General features: G+C 73.5%; 17 protein-coding genes. 7 read left to right on the top strand and 10 right to left on the bottom strand.

From position 1 onward, the window contains the following. Positions 1 to 144: 144 nt before the first annotated feature. From ACIA8O_RS31960 to ACIA8O_RS31950, 3 genes are all read left to right on the top strand, one after another. A complete protein-coding gene (locus ACIA8O_RS31960) occupies positions 145 to 1173 on the top strand; it encodes an NADP-dependent oxidoreductase (protein WP_396297495.1) in 1029 nt (342 codons plus the stop codon). A gap of 133 nt (positions 1174 to 1306) precedes the next feature. Next, positions 1307 to 2245, top strand: a complete 939-nt coding sequence (locus tag ACIA8O_RS31955; protein WP_396297494.1) for a S1 family peptidase — start codon at positions 1307 to 1309, stop codon at positions 2243 to 2245. Positions 2246 to 2303: 58 nt separating this feature from the next. Then, a complete protein-coding gene (locus ACIA8O_RS31950; RefSeq protein ID WP_396297493.1) occupies positions 2304 to 3374 on the top strand; it encodes a DUF4419 domain-containing protein in 1071 nt (356 codons plus the stop codon). Between the two features lie 20 nt (positions 3375 to 3394). Here the strand turns inward: ACIA8O_RS31950 and ACIA8O_RS31945 are convergent, their stop codons facing one another. The 7 genes from ACIA8O_RS31945 to ACIA8O_RS31915 form a co-directional block, all read right to left on the bottom strand. Next, positions 3395 to 4942, bottom strand: coding sequence for a S8 family serine peptidase (locus ACIA8O_RS31945; RefSeq protein ID WP_396297492.1), 1548 nt, complete (start codon positions 4940 to 4942; stop codon positions 3395 to 3397). A gap of 219 nt (positions 4943 to 5161) precedes the next feature. Beyond that, complete coding sequence (locus ACIA8O_RS31940; protein WP_396297491.1) at positions 5162 to 5482, bottom strand: DMT family transporter; 321 nt, start codon at positions 5480 to 5482, stop codon at positions 5162 to 5164. Next, positions 5482 to 6213, bottom strand: coding sequence for an HAD family hydrolase (locus ACIA8O_RS31935; RefSeq protein WP_396297490.1), 732 nt, complete (start codon positions 6211 to 6213; stop codon positions 5482 to 5484). Before ACIA8O_RS31935 ends, ACIA8O_RS31940 begins: the two co-directional genes overlap by 1 nt. A gap of 24 nt (positions 6214 to 6237) precedes the next feature. Next, positions 6238 to 7299 carry an ABC transporter ATP-binding protein gene (locus tag ACIA8O_RS31930; RefSeq protein ID WP_396297489.1) on the bottom strand — a complete coding sequence of 354 codons (1062 nt, stop codon included), beginning with the start codon at positions 7297 to 7299 and terminating at the stop codon, positions 6238 to 6240. A gap of 22 nt (positions 7300 to 7321) precedes the next feature. Continuing rightward, a complete protein-coding gene (locus tag ACIA8O_RS31925) occupies positions 7322 to 8137 on the bottom strand; it encodes an ABC transporter permease (RefSeq protein ID WP_396297663.1) in 816 nt (271 codons plus the stop codon). Next, positions 8137 to 9093, bottom strand: coding sequence for an ABC transporter permease (locus tag ACIA8O_RS31920; RefSeq protein ID WP_396297488.1), 957 nt, complete (start codon positions 9091 to 9093; stop codon positions 8137 to 8139). Before ACIA8O_RS31920 ends, ACIA8O_RS31925 begins: the two co-directional genes overlap by 1 nt. An 8-nt stretch (positions 9094 to 9101) precedes the next feature. After that, on the bottom strand, positions 9102 to 10277 hold the full coding sequence (locus tag ACIA8O_RS31915; RefSeq protein WP_396297487.1) for an ABC transporter substrate-binding protein: 1176 nt from the start codon (positions 10275 to 10277) through the stop codon (positions 9102 to 9104). A gap of 265 nt (positions 10278 to 10542) precedes the next feature. Here ACIA8O_RS31915 and ACIA8O_RS31910 point away from each other — a divergent pair, with 265 nt between their 5' ends. Continuing rightward, positions 10543 to 11310: a GntR family transcriptional regulator gene (locus tag ACIA8O_RS31910; protein ID WP_396297486.1), complete on the top strand. Its 768-nt coding sequence runs from the start codon at positions 10543 to 10545 to the stop codon at positions 11308 to 11310. A gap of 205 nt (positions 11311 to 11515) precedes the next feature. Next, positions 11516 to 12343 (top strand): inositol monophosphatase family protein, encoded by an 828-nt coding sequence (locus ACIA8O_RS31905; RefSeq protein WP_396297662.1) that lies wholly within the window; start codon positions 11516 to 11518, stop codon positions 12341 to 12343. A 210-nt stretch (positions 12344 to 12553) separates the two neighbouring features. Here the strand turns inward: ACIA8O_RS31905 and ACIA8O_RS31900 are convergent, their stop codons facing one another. The 3 genes from ACIA8O_RS31900 to ACIA8O_RS31890 form a co-directional block, all read right to left on the bottom strand. Beyond that, positions 12554 to 14131: a phosphonate degradation HD-domain oxygenase gene (locus ACIA8O_RS31900; RefSeq protein WP_396297485.1), complete on the bottom strand. Its 1578-nt coding sequence runs from the start codon at positions 14129 to 14131 to the stop codon at positions 12554 to 12556. Positions 14132 to 14275: 144 nt separating this feature from the next. Beyond that, positions 14276 to 15277 (bottom strand): zinc metalloprotease, encoded by a 1002-nt coding sequence (locus ACIA8O_RS31895; RefSeq protein WP_396297484.1) that lies wholly within the window; start codon positions 15275 to 15277, stop codon positions 14276 to 14278. A 316-nt stretch (positions 15278 to 15593) separates the two neighbouring features. After that, positions 15594 to 16676 carry a pyridoxal-phosphate-dependent aminotransferase family protein gene (locus tag ACIA8O_RS31890; protein ID WP_396297483.1) on the bottom strand — a complete coding sequence of 361 codons (1083 nt, stop codon included), beginning with the start codon at positions 16674 to 16676 and terminating at the stop codon, positions 15594 to 15596. Positions 16677 to 16767: 91 nt separating this feature from the next. On the opposite strand from ACIA8O_RS31890, the gene ACIA8O_RS31885 reads away from it, so the two are divergent. Together ACIA8O_RS31885 and ACIA8O_RS31880 are read left to right on the top strand one after the other, a co-directional pair. Beyond that, entirely contained in the window at positions 16768 to 17853 is a 1086-nt protein-coding gene (locus ACIA8O_RS31885) for an amidohydrolase family protein (RefSeq protein WP_396297482.1), read from the top strand. Positions 17854 to 17886: 33 nt separating this feature from the next. Next, positions 17887 to 18564 carry a uracil-DNA glycosylase gene (locus tag ACIA8O_RS31880; RefSeq protein ID WP_396297481.1) on the top strand — a complete coding sequence of 226 codons (678 nt, stop codon included), beginning with the start codon at positions 17887 to 17889 and terminating at the stop codon, positions 18562 to 18564. The last annotated feature ends 81 nt before the right edge of the window (positions 18565 to 18645 follow it).

Genomic DNA, 18645 nt, shown 5'->3' with positions numbered 1-18645 from the left:
CCACCGTAATGCAGACGATCATCACCGCCTGGGCTTCCGGACCGGACCCGAACGGCCCGAACCCGGCCCGAACGGTTCCCGAACACCCCGCCCGCAGAGTGTTCCCCGTCAGCAGGAAACCTTGCGAACCCCGAGGAGCACCCCATGTCGGCCAAGGCCAACACCGTCACCAGCCGTGAGATCCGCCTCGCCGCCCGTCCGGTCGGAGCCCCCGGCCCCGAGCACTTCTCCCTCGCCACCGTCGAGCTCCCCGTCGACCTGGCGGAGGGTCAGGTCCTGGTCCGCAACACCTGGATGTCGGTCGACCCGTACATGCGCGGCCGGATGGACGACGTCGAGTCCTACCTCCCGCCGTTCGCCCTCGGCGCCGCCCTCGAAGGCGGCGCGGTCGGTGAGGTGATCGCCTCCCGTTCGGCGGCGGTGCCGGTCGGCGCCACCGTGTCGCACTTCCTCGGCTGGCGCGAGCACGCGGTGCTGGACGCCGCCTCGGCCACCGTCGTCGACCCCGGACTCGCGCCGGTCCAGGCGTACTTGGGCGTGCTCGGCACCACCGGTCTGACCGCCTACATCGCGCTCACCGAGACCGCCCCGGTCCGTCCCGGCGACGTGGTCTTCGTCTCCGGGGCGGCGGGTGCGGTCGGCAGCGTGGCCGGCCGGCTGGCCCGGGCGCTGGGCGCCTCCCGGGTGATCGGCTCGGCCGGCGGCCCGGTCAAGGCGGAGAAGCTGACCACCGAGTTCGGCTACGACGCCGCCATCGACTACCGGGCCGGCTCCGTGGCCGCCCAGCTCGCCGAGGCGGCCCCCGAGGGCATCGACGTCTACCTCGACAACGTCGGCGGTGACCACCTCGAAGCCGCCCTCGCCTCGATCCGCCTCGACGGCCGGATCGCCCTGGTCGGCGCCGTCAGCACCTACAACGCCACCACCCCCCAACCCGGCCCCGCCAACCTCTTCCGCGCCGCCACCCAGCAGGCCACCCTGCGGGGCATGCTGGTCAGCCACTGGTTCGACCGCTTCGCGGACTACGTGCCGCGCGCCGCCGCCTGGCTGGCCGACGGCACCCTCACCAGCCGCGAGACCGTGGTCGACGGCATCGAGAACGCCCCGGCCGCCTTCCTCGGCATGATGAACGGCGCCAACACCGGCAAGATGCTGGTCCGGCTGGCCTCCTGACGACCCGGGGGACAGCCCCACCGCACTCCGGGCCGCTACCCGGAGTACGGGTACACCGGCTGGCCCCGTGGTCCGGTGGATCCCGGACGGAGAGGCTGGGCACGTACCGATTCCCGGACAGAAGGAACGATTCGTGCCCAGCCCGACCCCCTCCCGCCGCCGTACCGTCCGCACCGCCGTCGTGGGCGCCGTCGCCGCCCTGGCCTGCGCCACCGCCCTGGCGGGCACCGCCGGAGCCGTCGTCAACGGACAGGACGCCGAGGAGCGTTACCCCTTCATGGCCACCATCCCGGAGTCCGCTCCGACGCTCGGCCTGGTCGACGGGAACTGCGGGGCCTCGCTGATCGACCGCCAGTGGGTGCTGACGGCGGCCCACTGCGTGACCGGCGAGGGCCTCGTCCTGGAGGGCACGGTGCGGATCGGCGGCGACCGGCGCAAGGAGGGCGGCACGGTGCGGAGGATCGACCGCAGCTTCGTCCACCCCGGCTACCGCAACGGCGAGGGCCAGGGGGCCAACCAGGACGACATCGCCCTGGTCCGGCTGGACCGGCCGGTCGGCGAACGGCCCGTCGGGATCGCCGACGCGGCGGGCCCGGCCGGCACCCCGACCAGGCTGCTCGGCTTCGGCACCACGGTCTTCGGCGAGTGGCGCTTCCCGGACCGCCTCCAGGAGTTGGACACCCGCCTGGGCGCCGAGTCCGAGTGCGCCCCCGGCTACGCCGGCCCGACCCGGCTCTGCACCGTCACCACCAAGCCCAAGGCCATGGCCTGCTCCGGTGACTCCGGCGGCCCCCAGCTCCAGAAGGGCCGCGACGACCGCTGGGAGCTGGTCGGCGTCACCTCCGGCCCCGGCGCCCCGAAGGTCCCCTGCGAGGACGGACCCGGTCTCTACACCAGCGCGCCCGCGTACGCCTCCTGGATCCGCACCACGATGGCCGACAACCCCGCCCCCGCCCCGGGCGGAGACAGGACCCTCCCCCTCGCCGTCACCGCGGGCGCCGGCGCCCTGCTCGCCGTCACCGGGACCACGGCCTTCGTCCTCCGCCGCCGGAAATCCCGCGCCTCCGCCTGAGCCCGGTGCGTAGGATCGCGGCGCGCATCCGCCCGAGCCCCGAGCCCCGAGGACGAGCATGGCCATCGAGATCGACCTGCCCGTCCCCGAGGACCCGAGGGCGGTCCGGCTGGCCGCGCAGGTGGCCGAGGTGGGGAACGAGCCGTTCCTGCGGGCGGTGGTGGGGGAGCCGGTGGAGTTCCACCACCGCAGTACGGCCGGGCAGTTGGGGTTCCCGCAGGACCGCCGGGCCGGAACCGCCGAGCCGACCTCCAGCCTGCTGCTGCGGGCCGCGCACCTCTGCTTCACGGCGCACCTGCCGCTGAGCCTCTCGCCGGACGTGCTCTGGTACGTGCTGGTGCACGAGGTGGCCACCCACGTGCGGCTGGACGCGGACCGGTACGCCGGGGTCTTCGGTGCGGAGCCCGGTGAGCGGCGGACGATCGAGGTGCACGACGACGAGCCCTCGTCGGACTGGGAACGGTCGATCGCTCTGGTGCGGGAGCCGTTGCGGGAGGCCGTCGGGGAACGCCTGGCGGACCTGTTCCAGCCGGAGTTCTCGACCACGACCCGGGCGGACTCGGCGGCGGTGCTGGTGGCCCTGATGGACGTGGTGAGCCCGTACTTCGCGTTCCGCTGGGTCTCGTCCTGCGCCATCCCGCGGATCAGACTGGAGGGGACCGAGGCGGACTGGCGCCTGCTGGCCTCCCGGGCGCGGCAGTTGAAGCCGCGCTTCCGGGGCCTGCGGATGTGGCTGCTGCGGCTGGTCCCGCTGCTCGACCGGATCGCCGACACGGCGGCCGGGCAGCCGGTGGACCGGGAGTTCTGGTCATCGTTCTACAAGTGGGAGAGCGAGTCCGGCGGCGACCAGGTCACCGGCTGGGTGAACGCCTTCTTCGCGCACCGGTACCCGGCGGAAGGGCCTTGCCCCAAACGGGACTTCGGGCCCGGGACGACGGCGGAGGAGGAGTTCCCGGCGCACGTCTCGAAGGTGCCCGTCGAGTGGCGGTACCCGGGCGGTACGGGCCGGATGGTCTTCCTCGGGGGCGTGCTGGGCATCGAGCGGGACGGGGCGTGGGTGCGACCCCGGCTCGGGCAGGCGGTGGGAGAGCTGCTGACCGCTGCCGGGCCGGGGGACGCGGCGCCGTAGGGAGCCGGGGCGTCAGGGCGTCAGAACTTCAGCGCCCAGCCGTTCAGTTGGCCTTCGAGGTACTCCCAGGGGTCGGTGATGCGCAGGGTCCAGACGCCGTTGGCGGTCTCGGAGGAGGTGTCGGCGCCGAGGGTGGTCCTGATGGCGTCGTCGCCCCAGGCGAAGTCCCCGTCCTTGAGGCGGTAGGCGGTGCCGTCCGGGGCGATGAGGTCGATCAGCAGGTCGCCCATGAAGTCGTGGGTGACGTCGAGTTCGACGTCCAGTTCGGTGGGGGCCCGGCCCGGGACGCCGGTCACGGTGATGGTGGAGTCGAGGACGCCCGGGTCGGGGACCGGCTGGACGGCGGGGTTGGCGAAGCGCGGGTGGGGGCCGGTGGCGGGCGGCGGGCCGAGGTAGAGCAGGCGGTCGGGCGTGCCCTCCACCAGGTCGCGCAGGGAGCCGGCGGTCGCCGTGGCGATGAGGGCGGCCGCCACCTGGGCCGGGGTGGCGGTGCGGTGGCCGGCCAGGTGGAGGGCGGCCGCGCCCGCCGCGTGCGGGGCGGCCATCGAGGTGCCGGAGAGCGTCGCCTCCGCCGCCTCCCAGCCGTCGGAGGCCGAGACGATCTCGTCGCCCGGGGCGTAGAGGTCCACCAGCGGGCCGTGGTTGGAGTACCAGGCGGCCCGGTCGTCGATGTCGCTCGCCCCGACGGTGATGGCGGTGGACACCCGGGCGGGGGAGTGCTCGTCGGCGTCGATGCCCTGGTTGCCCGCCGCGACGGTGTAGGTCAGGCCGGAGGCGATGGAGGCGCGGACGGCGGCGTCCAGCACCTCGTCGGGTTCGCCGCCGAGGCTCATGTTCACCACGGCGGGCTTGACCGCGTTCCTGGTCACCCAGTCCACGCCGGCGATCACCTGCTCGTACGTCCCCTCGCCGCTGTCGTCCAGCACCTGGACGGCGACCACCGAGGCCTGCTTGGCCACCCCGTAGCTGGTGCCGGCCGCGGTGGCCGCGACGTGGGAGCCGTGGCCGTTGCCGTCCTCGGCCACCGCGGAGCCGTCGATCGCGTTGAAGCCGTACCGGGCCCGGCCGCCGAAGTCCTGGTGCTCGATGTTCACCCCGGTGTCGATCACGTAGATCGTCACTCCGCGTCCGCCCGTGTCGGGGGAGACGTAGCGGTTGTCGAGCGGCCGCCGGTGCCGGTCGATCCGGTCCAGCCCCCAGGACGGCGGCTCGGTCTGGGTGGCGTCCAGCTTCACCCGCCGGTCCTGCGTCACGCTCGCCACCGCCGGGTCGGCCGCCAGCCGGCGGGCCTGGCGCTCGGTGAGCCGCGCGGAGAAGCCGTGCAGCGCGGAGTCGAAGCCGCGCTTGACCTGCCCGCCGTAGCGGCCGGCCAGTGCCGGGGCCGAAGTCCCCTTGAACGTGCCCTCCTTGAGCACCACCAGGTAGCTGCCCGGCACCGCGTCGGCCGCCCCGGCGTGCCGGACCACGCCCTCCCGCTCGGCCGCCAGGGCGGGCGAACCGCCCGCCACGACGCCCACCAGCAGCAGCGCGGCCGCCGCCGACCGGCAGGCCTGAACCCGTCCGTACATCCGAACCCCCCTCGTCCGGGCGGGGGCTCCGTGCCCCCGGCACCCCGTCCCCAGAGCGTGACGGACCGTCAGTTCCCTTGCAAGGAAAGTGAGTTGAAATACCTCACCAGAGGTACGCGCAGGGAGGGCGAGTCGTGCGTGCCGGGGAGAAGGTGCATGGTCACGCTTCATCACCGGGGCCGGAAGGGCAGCGGTCCGGTGGCCTGCGGGGCCGTGGCGTCAGTGGCTGCCGCGCAGGTTGAGCACCACCACGCCGACGATGATCAGCACCAGTCCGGCCCACTGGGCCTTGCCCAGGTGCTCGCCGAAGGCGACCACGCCGATGCCCGCCACGGCGGCGGTGCCGGCGCCGGACCAGACGGCGTAGGCGACCGAGACCGGTATGTGCTTCAGGGCCCGGCCGAGCAGGGCGAAGGAGAGCACGTAGCCGATCCCGACGCCCAGGCTCGGCCAGAACCTGCTGAAGCCCTCGGTCAGTTTGAGGCAGCTGGTGGCCGCGACCTCACTGATGATGGCGAGTGCCAGCAGCAGGTACGGCATCAGCGCGCGCCGGTGGCGGCGGCGGTGAGCGAGGCCAGCAGCGGCAGGTCCGCGTGCACCAGGCTGTCCAGCACGGTGATCCGTTCGCCGGCCAGGATCGGCACGGCGGACGGGACGGCCAGCACCGCGCAGCCCGCCGCGTGGGCGGAGGCGACGCCGGTCGGGGTGTCCTCGACGGCGACGCAGGCGGCCGGGGCCAGGCCCAGGCGGGCCGCGGCGGCCAGGTACGGGTCCGGCGCGGGCTTGGTGCGGGGGGTGTCCTCGGCGGCCAGCACGGCGCTGAACCAGTCCCGGCCCAGGGTGGCCAGCACCAGGTCGATCACCCGGCGCGGCGAGGCCGAGACCAGGGCCATCGGGACCTCGGCCGCGCGCAGGCGGCCCAGCAGGTCGAGCGCACCGGGGCGGGGCACCACCTCGGCGGCCACCCGGGTGGCGAAGGCCTCGTCCAGACGGGCCGTCAGCGCGGCCTCGTCGGTGGAGCCGGGGGCCCGGCGGTGCAGGTGGGCGGCGGTGTGCTCGATGGCCTGGCCGAGCACCTCCGGCAGGTCCTCCTCGGTGAGGACGAGGCCGATCTCGGCGGCGCACTCGACGGCGGCCTGCCACCAGAGTTCCTCGGTGTCGACCAGTGTCCCGTCCATGTCGAACAGGACGGCGGCGGGGCGGGGCGTCGGCTCGGTCTGCGGTGAACTCCCGTCGTCGGAGGGTGAGTTGTCGGTGGAGAGGGCAGGCATGGCGGTACCTTCGGCAGGAACGGATCAGGCGGTGCGGCGGTCGACCAGCACCGGGCGGTCGGGCAGCGTGACGTCGGCGTCGCTGCCGACCGGCAGGGCCGCGGCGGCCTCCGTCGGCAGGTCGGCCTTGATCTCGGTGCCGTCGGACAACCGTACGGTGATCCGGGTCGCGCTGCCCAGGAACGAGGCGCCGACCACGACCGCCGCGCCCGTGCCGGAGGGGACCAGGCCGACGTTCTCCGGCCGGACCAGGACGTCGAGTTCACCGTCCGCGGGCAGCTCGCCGTCGACCGGGAAGGTCCGGCCGAGCAGCTCCACGGAGGAGCCCGCGCGGGTGCACGGGATGCGGCTCATGGTGCCGACGAACTCCGCGACGAAGGCGGTGGCCGGGCGGGAGTACAGCTCGGCGGGGGCCGCGCACTGCTCCAGCTTGCCGGCCCGCAGCACGGCGACCCGGTCGGCCATCGAGAGGGCCTCCTCCTGGTCGTGCGTGACGAACAGGGTGGTGATGCCCAACTCCTGCTGCAGGCGCCGGATCTCGTCCCGGAGGTTGAGCCGGACCTTGGCGTCCAGCGCGGAGAGCGGCTCGTCCAGCAGCAGCACGCGCGGCTGCAGGGCCAGCGCGCGGGCCAGCGCGATGCGCTGCTGCTGGCCGCCGGAGAGCTGGTGCGGGTAGCGGCCGGCGTGCTGCGGCAGGCCGACCAGCTCCAGCAACTCCTGGGCACGGTTGCGGCGTTCGGCCTTGCCGGTGCCGCGCATCCGCAGGCCGAAGGCGACGTTGTCGGCGGCGGTCAGGTGCGGGAAGAGGCTGTAGGACTGGAACACCATGCCGGCGTCGCGGCGGTGGGCGGGCACCTCGGTGATGTCCTGGCCGTCCACCAGCACCTGGCCGGAGTCGTGGGTCTCGAAGCCGGCCAGGATGCGCAGCGCGGTGGTCTTGCCGCAGCCCGAGGGGCCGAGCAGGGCGAGCAGCTCGCCCGGGTTGATGGTGAGGTCCAGGCCGTCCAGCGCCGTGGTGGGGCCGAAGGCCCGGCGCAGGCCGCGGAACTCGACGGTGGCGCCGGTGGTGACTGCGGTGGTGCTCATGGGGGTTGTCTCCAACGACGTGTCAGGAGGTGGCGGCGGTCTTGGCGCGTCGCTCGCGGCCCGCGGAGGCGAGCAGGAGCAGCAGGACCCAGGTGATCAGCAGGCTCAGGATCGAGACCGCGACCGACATCTGGCCCTCGCTGTTGCCGACGGTGTAGATCCACACCGCGAAGGGCTGGTAGCCGAGGATGGAGGAGGCGGTGAACTCGCCCAGGACCAGGGCCAGGGTGAGGAAGGAGGCGTTCAGCAGCGCCCCGCGCAGGTTCGGCAGGACGACCGTGACCACGGCGCGCGGCCAGCTCGCCCCGCAGTTGCGGGCGGCCTCGACCAGGGTGCGCACGTCCACCGCACGCAGGCCGGCGTCCAGCGCCCGGTAGGCCAGCGGCAGGGACATCAGCACGTACGCGATGACCAGCACCAGCGGGAAGGCCGGGTCCTGGATGAACACGAAGGTCTGGAAGAACGGCGTGTCCATCAGGTGGTCCGGGCCCCAGCGCAGCACGCCGATCAGACCCGCCGTCAGCGCCACCGGCGGCACCACCAGCGGGAGGGTGCAGACCACTTCGAGCACCGGCCGCAGCTTGGGCGCACCCAGCCGGACCGCGATCAGCGCGGGCACCAGCAGGAGCAGCAGCACCACCACGGTGACCGCGGCCAGCTCCAGGGTGAGCACCAGGCTCTCGGTGAAGCCGGGGGCGCTCAACAGGCCGGTGTAGGCGGCGAAGTCGATGCCCTCGTTGGTGTCGACGGAGAACCAGAGCGAGGCGGCCATCGGCACCAGGAAGTAGATCCCGGCGACCAGCAGGACCAGTCCGCGCCAGATCCGGAGGCGAGAGATCAGCTGAGCCACTTTGCACTCCGGCGCTGGAGGGGCAGGTAGACGGCCATCACCAGGACGGCGACCAGGATCATGTCCAGGCTGAGTGCCAGCGCCAGGTTGCCCTGGCCGACCAGCACGTTGCCGGAGAGCGCGTCGGCGATCGAGCGGCTGACCAGCGGGACGGTGGCGCCGACCATCGCGGCGGCGGTGGCGTACGCGGCGAAGGCGCTCCCGAAGAGCAGCACGAAGCCGCCCAGCAGCGAGGGGAGCAGGATCGGCAGCGCGACGTGCCGCCAGTACTGGAAGGCGGTGGCGCGGTTGTTCTGCGCCGCCTCCCGCCACTGCACCCGCAGGCCGTCCAGGGCCGGGGTGATGGTGAGCACCATCAGCGGCACCAGGAAGTAGAGGTACACGATGGTGAGACCGGTGAACGAGTAGAGCGTCCAGCCGTGGTCGGTCAGGTTGAACAGCTTGGTGATCTCGCCGGCGTTGCCGAGGGTGGCGACGAAGGCGAAGGCCAGCGGCAGGCCGCCGAAGTTGGCCAGCACGCCCGAGGCGGTGAGCACCGCCTCGCGCAGCGCGCGGAACCGGGAGGTGACGACCGCCTGGGCGATCGGCAGGCCGATCAGGGTGCCCAGCAGGGCGGTCAGCGCGGAGAGCTCGAGGCTGCTCAGCAGGGCGGTCCGGTAGGCGCCCTGGACCGAGTCGGTGAGGTTGGCGGTGGTGAACGCACCGGCACCGGACTCGGCGTCGCTGGAGGTGGTGAACGCGCCGCTGACGATCGCCACGGCCGGCAGGCCGAAGGAGATCACGAAGAACAGCAGCAGCGGCAGGGTGGCCAGCCAGGCGCCGCCGCGCGGGCGGCGGGCGCTGACTCGCTTGCGGGGGGCAGGGGTTGCGGCGGTGAGGACCCCCGCGCCGCCACCGTTCTCGGTGGCGGCGGGGGTCGGCACCGGGGTGGGAGCCGTGGTCATGTCGGTGATCAGCCCGCGATCGCCTTGGTCCAGTTCTCGGTGATGACCTTCTTGGCCGCCGTGATCTGGTCCTGGGTCGGGAAGGTGGTGAAGGGCTTCTCGACGGTCGGCAGCTTGGCAGCGGCGGCGGCGTCGAGGGTGCCGTCCTTCTTCATGGCCTCGAAGGTGGAGGGGGTGGCGTAGCCGCCCATGAAGAGGTTCTGGCCCTCGGTGCTGAACAGGTACTCCTGCCACAGGCGGGCGGCGGCCGGGTGCGGCGCCCACTTGTTGATGCCCTGGTTGTAGTACTGGGCGTAGGAGCCGTCGGCCGGGATGGAGACCTGCCAGTCGATGCCCTTCGACTTGAACTTGTCGGTGTAACCCGCGTTCAGGTACGACCAGTCGATCGAGATCGGGGTCTCGCCCTTCTCGATGGTGGCCGGGGTGGACTCGACCGGGTTGAAGTTGCCGGACTGCTTCAGCTTGCCGAAGAAGTCGATGCCGGGCTGGATGTTGTCCAGCGAACCGCCGTTGGCCAGCGCGGCGGCGTAGACGCCACCGAAGGCCGAGCCCGACTTGGTCGGGTTGCCGTTGAGCGCGACCTTGCCCTTGTACTCGGGCTTGAGCAGGTCGGCGAAGGTCTTCGGGCAGGTGCCGATCTTCTTGGCGTCGCAGCCGATCGAGATGTAGCCGCCGTAGTCGTTCACCCGGGCGCCGGCGGCGTCCTTCATGGTGTCCGGCACCTTCTCGAAGGTGGCCACCTTGTAGGGGGCGAGCAGGCCGTCCTTGACCGCCTGGAGCGCGAAGGCGCTGCCCAGGTCGACCACGTCGGGGGCACGGTCCTGGCCCTTGCGGGAGTTGATCGCGTTGATCTCGTCCTGGCTGGAGCCGTCCGGGTTCTCCTCCTCGATCTCGATGCCGTACTTGGCCTTGAAACCGTCGAGGATCTTGCCGTAGTTCGCCCAGTCCCGGGGGAGCGTGATGACGTGCAGCTTCCCCTCCTTCTTGGCGGCGGCGACCAGGGCGTCCATGCCGCCGAAGTCGGCGGCCGAGGTGGCGTCCTTGGCCTCCTTGGCGGCGCCGCCCTTGGCAGCGGTGTCACCGGACTTGGCGGTCGAGCCGGCCGAGCCGCAGGCGGTCAGGGAGAGCGCGGCGGCGGTGAGCACGGCCGCGAGGGCGGCGGCACGGGAGCGGTGCACGATCACGGGTGGATCTCCTGAGGAAGGGGAGTTCACGAGCGAAGGAGGGGGCGTAGCTGACGCTGCGCCAAGTTGGCCAGCCAACTTGGCTGCCGGGGGTAAGTACGCCCGAGTACGGTGACGGGAAGGTGAACGGATGGCCCAGTACAGGGGGCGGATGCGGGAACGGTGACCACGGCCCGCTGCGGGGTGATCCACAGCGGCTACAGTCGGCTACGTCCGGACGCGGTCAGCGGTCCAGGACCCAACGCGGGGAAGGACTTTGACGCACGTGGCACTCGACCAGGACAGCACGGCCGGCTCGCTCTACCGCAAGGTGGCCGCCGACCTGCGGGAGGCGATCACCTCCGGTTCGTACGGCGACTCCGGCCGGCTGCCCGCCGAGGGAGCCCTGGCCGCACAGTACGGCGTCTCCCGCGGCACCGTCCGGCAGGCCCTCGCCGTGCTGCGCGCCGACGGCCTGGTCACCTCCCGCCGCGGCACCCGCCGAGTGGTGCTCGGCACCGCCCGGGTGCAGAGCTTCTCCGAACTCCTCTCCTTCACCCACTGGGCCCGCTCCATGGGCGAGGAGCCCGGCGGCCGGCTGGAGTCCTTCACCCGGCGGCCGGCCGACGCGGCCGAGCGCGAGCAACTGCGGCTGGAGCCCGGCACCGAGGTGTACGTGACGCTCCGTCTGCGCACCCTCTCCGGCACACCGGTGATGGTCGAACGGACGGTCTACCCGCCCCGGGTCGGCGAGCTGGTCGCCCAACTCCCGCCGGACGTGGTCTCCCACACCGAACCGCTGCGCGAGCACGGCATCCTCTTCACCGACGCCGACCACACCATCGACGTGGTGGCCGCCAACGCGGACGACGCCCGGCTGCTCGGCTGCCGCCGCGGGTCGCCGCTGCTGCGCGAGAAGCGGCGCACCACCGACCCGACCGGCACCCCGGTGGAGTGGTCCCAGGACCGCTACCTGCCGGGGACGGTCGCCTTCAGCATCCACAACTCGCTGGCCTCGTCGGCGCTTTCGCGACACACCCGACAGAACGACTGAGAGGCGCGGCAGGGCAAGCAGCCAGGGGCGCGGGGAACTGCGCGGGCAACCACCTCCCACCGGCCAGATCGCGGCAGGTGCGACCGACCCTCGTGCGTGCGGTTCCCGGGCGGTGGCCTCCCGCCCCGCGCCCCTGGCATGGCCCTCGGACGGTTGCCCGCAGTGCGTCCGTTCGCCGCCCTCCGTGTGGTCTGATGGTCCGGTGATCGACGACAGCACTCTCGCCGCCCTGCTCCCCCGTGTCGAGGAGGCGGTCCGGGAGGCCGCCGCCACCGAGATCATGCCGCGCTTCCGGCACCTCGCCCCTGACGAGGTGTCCGAGAAGAAGGGCCCGTACGACCTGGTGACCGCCGCCGACCGGGAGGCGGAGGCGTACCTGACCCGGGCGCTGACCGCGATCCTGCCGGGCTCGGCGGTGGTCGGCGAGGAGGGCGTGCACGCCGATCCCGCGCGCTACGCGGCGCTGGCCGGTGACGCCCCGGTGTGGATTGTCGACCCGGTGGACGGCACCCGGCCGTTCGTCCACGGCAAGACCGGCTTCTGCACCCTGGTGGCCCTCGCCCACCACGGCGAGACCCTCGCCTCCTGGACCTACGCCCCGGCGCTCGGCGAGCTCGCCACCGCGGTGCTGGGCGGCGGGGCCTGGCTGGACGGTGTCCGGCTGAGCACCGGAGCGGCCGAGCCCGGCGCGGAGTTGGAGATCGCCTCCTCGCACCACGAGTACACCACCCCCGAGCGCAGGCGTGCCCTGCTCGGCCTGCGGGTGCCGGGTGTGCGGCTGCGGCCGACCGGGGGCTCGGCCGGTCTGGAGTACCTCGCGCTGGCCCGGGGCGCGTTCGACGCCACCGCCTTCGACTGGGAGAACGCCTGGGACCACGCGGCCGGGCTGCTGCTGGTCACCGAGGCGGGCGGCGCCCAGGCCACGGTGAGCGGCGAACCGTTCCGCCTGGCGGGCGGGAACGCGCTGCCGTTCACGGCGGCCCGGGACGCGGCCACCGCCGAGCGGATCCGCAGGCTGCTGGCGGGCGAGTGATCCCGGCGGGGCGGCCCCGGACCGGCGGAACGGCCGGCGAGAGTAGGTAGGCCTCACCCACTCTCCCCGCGCCCGCTCACCCGGGGTGCGACCACCGCGCCGGTCTCCCAGGTCTGCCGGCGGGGCGCGGTGCCGATCGACTGTCCTCGACAGCCAGGGCCGACCGCCGAATCCGCTCAGCCCGTCAACCCGTCAGCTGCGCCGGCCGCGTCAGCCCATCAGCCGCGCCAGCAGCGGGCGGTAGTGCTCGAAGCCGGGCACCTCGGCACCGGCGTCCTTCGCCCGCTCGTCCCAGCGCCGCACCGTCACCGCGTCCACCGCGCCGGGCCGGGCGGCGAACGCGGCGGCCTGCTCCTCGGTCATCGGGCCGCCCTGCACCTGGAGGGTGAACTCCGAGGCGGGGGAGAGGCGTTCCCGGTAGCCGGGCTCGACGGCGCACAGGTAGCGCTTGGCGGCCACGTGCAGCCGGACGGGTTCGGTGACCTCGGGGCCGAACCACCGCGCCAGCCAGTCGGCTCCGGCGGAGCTGTGGTGGTTGTCCCGGCCCTCCATCAACTCCGTCCCGGTGCCGCCGAAGTGGCCCACGTCGTGCAGCAGGGCGGCGGCCACCAGGTGGTCCGGTGCCCCGGCCGCCTCGGCCAGCGCGCCCGCCTGCAGCATGTGCTCGGCCATGGTGACCTCCTCGCCGAGGTACTCCCCGGCGCCCTCGCCGGCGAACAGCCCGGCGATCCGGTCCAGCGCCTCCTCCTGACGGTGCAGCAGGGCCAGGGTGGAGGCGAGCGAGTCCAGGTCGGCGTAGCAGCCCTGGAGGTGGCGGGCGCCGTCCGCCGCGAAGGCCGTCCGGGAGTGCAGCAGGCGGGTGTTGTCGAAGACCAGGCAGTCACCGGGGCCGAGCCGGAACTCCAGCCGCAGTTCCGGCCGCAGGGTGATCGCGGCGAACCGGCGGTAGGCGGTGTAGAAGGCGTCCAGCTCCGGCCCGGAGTACCCGCGCAGGGTGGAGATCGAGCGGTTGTTGAACCGCACCTCGCGGATCCGGCCCAGCGGGTCGGTCCCGATCAGCGGCCGGTCGGCGCGCAGCTCGGTGCGCCGGTCCCGGAAGACGAAGGGCACCGGGGTGCGGGTGAGCACCGCGAAGTCCTCCGGGTGCTCCTCGCGCAGCAGCGCCGCGGCCCGGAAGCCGTCCACCAGGCCGGAGTCGCCGCCCTCGGCCTCGTTGCGCAGGCAGTGCAGCAGCTGGAGGGTGGGCACCGGGTCGCGGTAGGGGTTGTCGGTGTGCGGGGCGATGGCCGCGTCGGTGAAGGCCAGGTTGTTCGGGTCCGGCTCCACCCGGACGTCGAACAGCTCGCCGTAGTTGGTCTCCCGGACGTAGCCGAAGCTGCGCGCCACCTCCAGCACCCGGCCCTCCGCCACCGGCACCCCGCGCAGCAGCGCGAAGCCGGAGCGCCGCACCGCGCCCAGCAGGGCGGCCCGCTCGGCGGGGTCGGCCAGGTAGGCGGACCAGTCGGCCTCGGGCGGGCCGGCCGCGAAGTCGGCGGCCTCCCAGAGCGGGCGGCCCTGCTCGGTGCGGCCGTCGTCGCCGGGGGCGCCCCCGGCGGTGAAGCCGGGCGGGTAGGGCGACAGGTGCCCGTCCGACCACTCGACGGAGCGCAGGCCGTCCTGCTCGGACTCCCGGCGGATCGTCAGTTCCTCCGGCAGGTCGTTCACCTGGAACAGCTTCTGGCCGGTGCGCGGATCGCGGCAGTCGGCGCAGGGGCAGTTGTCGCGCAGCCAGTACAGGGACGTTTCCATCTCACCCTCCGGGGTCAAGTTGTACAGACAACCCTCGGCGGCCCGGGTGAGATCCAGACGGCCGACGGCTGTCCGGACCGCGAACGGCGGACGACGCGCAGGGGCCCCCGTCCGCACGGTGCGGACGGGGGCCCCGACGGTCGGTCAGGCGCGGTAGGAGGCCCAGGCGTTGGTCATCCGGGTGACCTGGCCCGCGGTGAACTGGGTCATGCAGGAGTCGTAGGTGTAGTCCATGAAGTTCTTGATCGGGTCCACGCCCGGCTTGCTGGCGCAGGAGTCACGGCCGGTCGGGCACTCGTACGCGGCGCTCTTCTCGGCCGGGGTGTCGCTGACGTAGTCGCCGTTGCCGTTACAGCCGCCCTGGAAGGTGTGGTAGAGCCCGAGCCAGTGGCCGACCTCGTGGGTGGCGGTGTCGCCCTCGTTGTAGTTGGCGGCCGAGCCGCCCGGCAGCGAGGCGTCCAGCATCACGACGCCGTCGTCCGTCGGGTTGGAGTTGTAGGAGCTCGGGAAGGTGGCCCAGCCCAGCAGGGACTGGCCGAGCTTGGCGGTGTAGATGTTGAGGGCGTTGGCGCCGCCCTTGCGCAGCGAGCTCTTCATCGACTTCTCGGCGGTGGAGCCCGGGGTGATCCCGTTGTACCAGGTCGCGTTGTCGGTGTAGTCGGTGGCGACCAGCTGGAAGGTGAACGGCGTCGCCGTGTTGCCGGTGCCCTGGCCGCCGTACGCCGCGTTCAGCACCGCGATCTGCTTGCCGATGTCGGTCGAGGTCAGCTTGCCGGTGGTCCCGGCGTGCACGACGTGGAAGTAGACCGGGATCGAGGTGGCGGCCAGCGCGCCGCTGCCCGCCAGCAGGTTCTGGCCGTTGGCACTGGCCTTGAGGTGCGCCACCCGGGCGCTCAGGTCGGCGTCCATCGCCTTGGCCTGCGCGTCGGTGACCGCGTTCGGCTCGGCCGCGTGGCCGGCCGCGCCCTTGGCCTGACGGGCGGCGGCGTTCCCGGAGTCCGACGTACAGGCGGCGGCGTCCGGCGCGGCCAGCGCCCCGAACGAACCCGGCGCGACGAACTGGCCCGCGGTCAGCAGGCCCGCCAGCGCGGCGACGCCGAGGACCCGGCTGGAGGTGAGGGAGAGGGAACGGACAGGAAGACGCATTGCTGCTCCTGGTGACCGGTGGGGGTGGGGCGGTGAGGGGCCGCCGTGCAGAGAGGCTACGCAGCCTCGGCGTGAACGTGTCAGACCTGTTCCGGCCGTAAAATATTCTGATAGACCATCAGTTCACCGCAGATCTTCCCTGCTGGCAGGCCCCGTGCCGCCAGTTGTTACCCGCCCGCAATCCGCCATGCTGTCCGAAAACCGACGCTCACGCCTGTCGGCGCGGCCCGCTGGGCGACCTCCGGGCCGCCCTGGACGACGCGGCCGTCCCCGACGGCCGCGACCTCGGCGTCTTCCCCTGGGAGCCGACGGGAGGTCAGTCCGCGAGCGCCTCGGACCAGGCCTTCTCGGCCGTCTCCAGGTGGCCGTCGCCGCCCGGGACGTGGTCGGCCAGGGCGGTCAGGACGGCCAGCACGGTGTCCAGTGAGGCGTGCGGGCCGTAGTGGTTCACGCGGAGCACGGTCGCGGCCAGGGCGCCGCCGCCGGACTGGACGGGGAGGGCCGGGTCGAGGGTGGTGGCCAGGGTGGTGGCGTCCAGGCCGGGCGGGGTGAGCAGGGTGGTGGCGACGGGGGCGGCGGCGCGGTCCTCGACGACGTAGGGGGTGAGGGTGCCGAGGGCGCGGACGCCCGCGCGCAGGGCGGCCGAGGCGGCTCGGTGGCGGGCGACGGTGGCGTCCAGGGTGTCGGCCTCGATCCGGTCGAGGCAGGCCTCCAGGGCGAGCATCTCCAACTGGGCCGGGGCGTGCGGGAGTACGGTGCGCCCGGCGTCCGTCCAGCGCTCCTTCCAGTCCAGCAGCGAGAGGTAGGAGCGGCGCGGCGCGGCCGGGTTGGCGGTGATCCGCGCCCAGGCCCGGTCGCTGACCGAGACGGCCGAGACCCCGGCCGGGCCGCCCATCGCCTTCTGGCCGCCGATCACGCAGAGGTCCACGCCCCAGGCGTCGGTGGGCAGCGGCTCGGCCGCCACCGAGGCGACGGCGTCCAGCATCAGCAGCGCCCCGTGGTCCCGCACCACCTCGGCGATCTCCGCCACCGGGTTGGTGTTGCCGGTGGCGGCCTCGGCGTGCACCAGCGAGACGAAGTCGATCTCCGGACGGGCCGTCAGCGCCTCGGCCACCTGCGCCGCCGAGACCGCGCCGGTGAACGGCACCGCCAGGTCCACCACCTCGGCGCCGCAGCTGCGCAGCCATCCGCCGAAGGTCTGCCCGTACGGCCCGGTGACCACGTTGAGCGCGGTGGAGCCCGGCCGGACCGCGCCGCGGATCGCCGCCTCCAGCGGCAGCAGGGCCTCGCCCTGCATGACGATCACGTCGGCCCGGGTGTGCAGCAGCGCCGCGACCCGGTCCTCGATCGCGGCGAACCGGGCCGCGCCGAGCGGCGGGAGGTCGAGGAAGGGGCTCACGGGGGACTGCCTTTCGCAGGAGGGACGTTCGCGAACAGTCTGCCCTCTCCGTCCCCTCGGCAGCGGCTTTCCCCGTCGGTAGAGTGCGGGCATGAGCGATGGTGCGGTGCTGCACGTCAAGGGGCGGGTGCTGGTGGGCCCGGAGGACGTCCGGGACGAACTCTGGGTGGTGGACGGCCGGGTGACGTACCACCGGCCCGCCGCGGAGGCCCGGACGGTGCGCGGCTGGGTACTGCCCGGCCTGGTGGACGCGCACTGCCACGTCGGCCTGGACGCGCACGGCGCGGTGGACGCGGAGACCAGCGAGCGCCAGGCCGTCACCGACCGGGATGCCGGCACCCTGCTGATCCGGGACGCCGGTTCGGCCGCCGACACCCGGTGGATCGACGACCGGGAGGACCTGCCGCGGATCATCCGGGCCGGCCGCCACATCGCCCGGACGCGGCGTTACATCCGCAACTACGCCCACGAGATCGAGCCCGGCGACCTGGCCGCCTACGTCCGCGAGGAGGCCCGGCGCGGGGACGGCTGGGTCAAGCTGGTCGGCGACTGGATCGACCGCGACCGCGGCGACCTGGCCGCCTGCTGGCCCGGCGACGCGTTGGAGGAGGCGATCGCGGCGGCGCACGAGGAGGGCGCGCGGGTCACCGCGCACTGCTTCGCGGCCGAGTCGCTGCCCGACCTGCTGGCCGCCGGGATCGACTGCGTGGAGCACGCCACCGGCCTGACCGAGGAGTTGATCCCGGCCTTCGCCGAACGGGGCGTGGCGATCGTGCCGACCCTGGTCAACATCGCCACCTTCCCCAAGCTCGCGGCCGGCGGCGAGAGCAAGTTCCCCGCCTGGTCGGCCCACATGCGGCGGCTGCACGAGCGCCGCTACGACACCGTGGCGGCCGCGCACGACGCGGGCGTGCCGGTCTACGTCGGCACCGACGCGGGCGGTTCGCTGGCGCACGGCCTGGTCGCCGACGAGGTGGCCGAGCTGACCAGGGCCGGGCTGAGCGCCGTCGAGGCGCTCTCCGCCACCACCTGGGGCGCGCGGGAGTGGCTCGGCCGCCCCGGCCTGGACGAGGGCGCCCCCGCCGACCTGGTGGTCTACGCCGAGGACCCGCGGGCGGACGTCCGGGTGCTGGCGGACCCTCAGCTCGTGGTGCTGCGCGGGCGGATCGTGCGCTGAGCGCTGTCCGCCGGTGCGGATAGGCTGGGCCGTATGGGTGCACGTCCGCTGAACGAGATCGTCGAACCTGGCTGGGCCAGGGCACTGGAGCCGGTGGCCGGCCGGGTCGCCGGGATGGGGGACTTCCTGCGCGGCGAGCTCGCCGCCGGGCGGACGTACCTGCCGGCCGGGCCGGACGTGCTGCGGGCCTTCCAGCAACCCTTCGACTCCGTACGGGTCCTGATCGTCGGTCAGGACCCGTACCCCACGCCGGGCCACGCGGTGGGCCTCAGCTTCTCGGTGGCGCCGCACGTGCGGCCGATCCCGGGCAGCCTGGTCAACATCTACCAGGAGTACGGCCGCGACCTCGGCTTCCCGCCGCCCGCCAACGGCGACCTGACGCCGTGGACGCAGCAGGGCGTCCTCCTCCTCAACCGCGCCCTCACCACCGCCCCGGGCAAGCCCGCCGCCCACCGCGGCAAGGGCTGGGAGGAGGTCACCGAGCAGGCCATCCGCGCCCTGGTCGCCCGCGGCGGCCCGCTGGTCGCCATCCTCTGGGGCCGCGACGCCCGCAACCTCCGCCCGCTCCTGGGGCCCGTCCCCGCGGTGGAGTCCGCCCACCCCAGCCCGATGTCCGCCGACCGCGGCTTCTTCGGCTCCCGCCCCTTCAGCCGTGCCAACCAGATGCTGGCCGAGCAGGGCGCCGCCCCGGTCGACTGGCGCCTCCCATAGGGCGGTCCCCCATAAACAACCCTAACGAGTGAACTAACCGACAGTGTTACTGATGTGACGGACTGTTCGGACCAGACTGGG

The sequence above is a fragment of the Kitasatospora sp. NPDC051853 genome (assembly GCF_044452665.1).
Classification (GTDB): domain Bacteria; phylum Actinomycetota; class Actinomycetes; order Streptomycetales; family Streptomycetaceae; genus Kitasatospora.
The sequence above is the reverse complement of the archived record's forward strand: the minus strand, read 5'-3'. Positions and strand labels throughout refer to the sequence as shown.

What these genes read in the sequence shown, in the direction of transcription:
- ACIA8O_RS31960 (WP_396297495.1), top strand. Translation starts at nt 145, where the DNA reads ATGTCGGCCAAGGCCAACACCGTCACCAGCCGTGAGATCCGCCTCGCC.
- ACIA8O_RS31950 (WP_396297493.1), top strand. Translation starts at nt 2,304, where the DNA reads ATGGCCATCGAGATCGACCTGCCCGTCCCCGAGGACCCGAGGGCGGTC.
- ACIA8O_RS31945 (WP_396297492.1), bottom strand. Translation starts at nt 4,942, where the DNA reads ATGTACGGACGGGTTCAGGCCTGCCGGTCGGCGGCGGCCGCGCTGCTG.
- ACIA8O_RS31940 (WP_396297491.1), bottom strand. Translation starts at nt 5,482, where the DNA reads ATGCCGTACCTGCTGCTGGCACTCGCCATCATCAGTGAGGTCGCGGCC.
- ACIA8O_RS31935 (WP_396297490.1), bottom strand. Translation starts at nt 6,213, where the DNA reads ATGCCTGCCCTCTCCACCGACAACTCACCCTCCGACGACGGGAGTTCA.
- ACIA8O_RS31930 (WP_396297489.1), bottom strand. Translation starts at nt 7,299, where the DNA reads ATGAGCACCACCGCAGTCACCACCGGCGCCACCGTCGAGTTCCGCGGC.
- ACIA8O_RS31920 (WP_396297488.1), bottom strand. Translation starts at nt 9,093, where the DNA reads ATGACCACGGCTCCCACCCCGGTGCCGACCCCCGCCGCCACCGAGAAC.
- ACIA8O_RS31900 (WP_396297485.1), bottom strand. Translation starts at nt 14,131, where the DNA reads ATGGAAACGTCCCTGTACTGGCTGCGCGACAACTGCCCCTGCGCCGAC.
- ACIA8O_RS31895 (WP_396297484.1), bottom strand. Translation starts at nt 15,277, where the DNA reads ATGCGTCTTCCTGTCCGTTCCCTCTCCCTCACCTCCAGCCGGGTCCTC.
- ACIA8O_RS31885 (WP_396297482.1), top strand. Translation starts at nt 16,768, where the DNA reads ATGAGCGATGGTGCGGTGCTGCACGTCAAGGGGCGGGTGCTGGTGGGC.
- ACIA8O_RS31880 (WP_396297481.1), top strand. Translation starts at nt 17,887, where the DNA reads ATGGGTGCACGTCCGCTGAACGAGATCGTCGAACCTGGCTGGGCCAGG.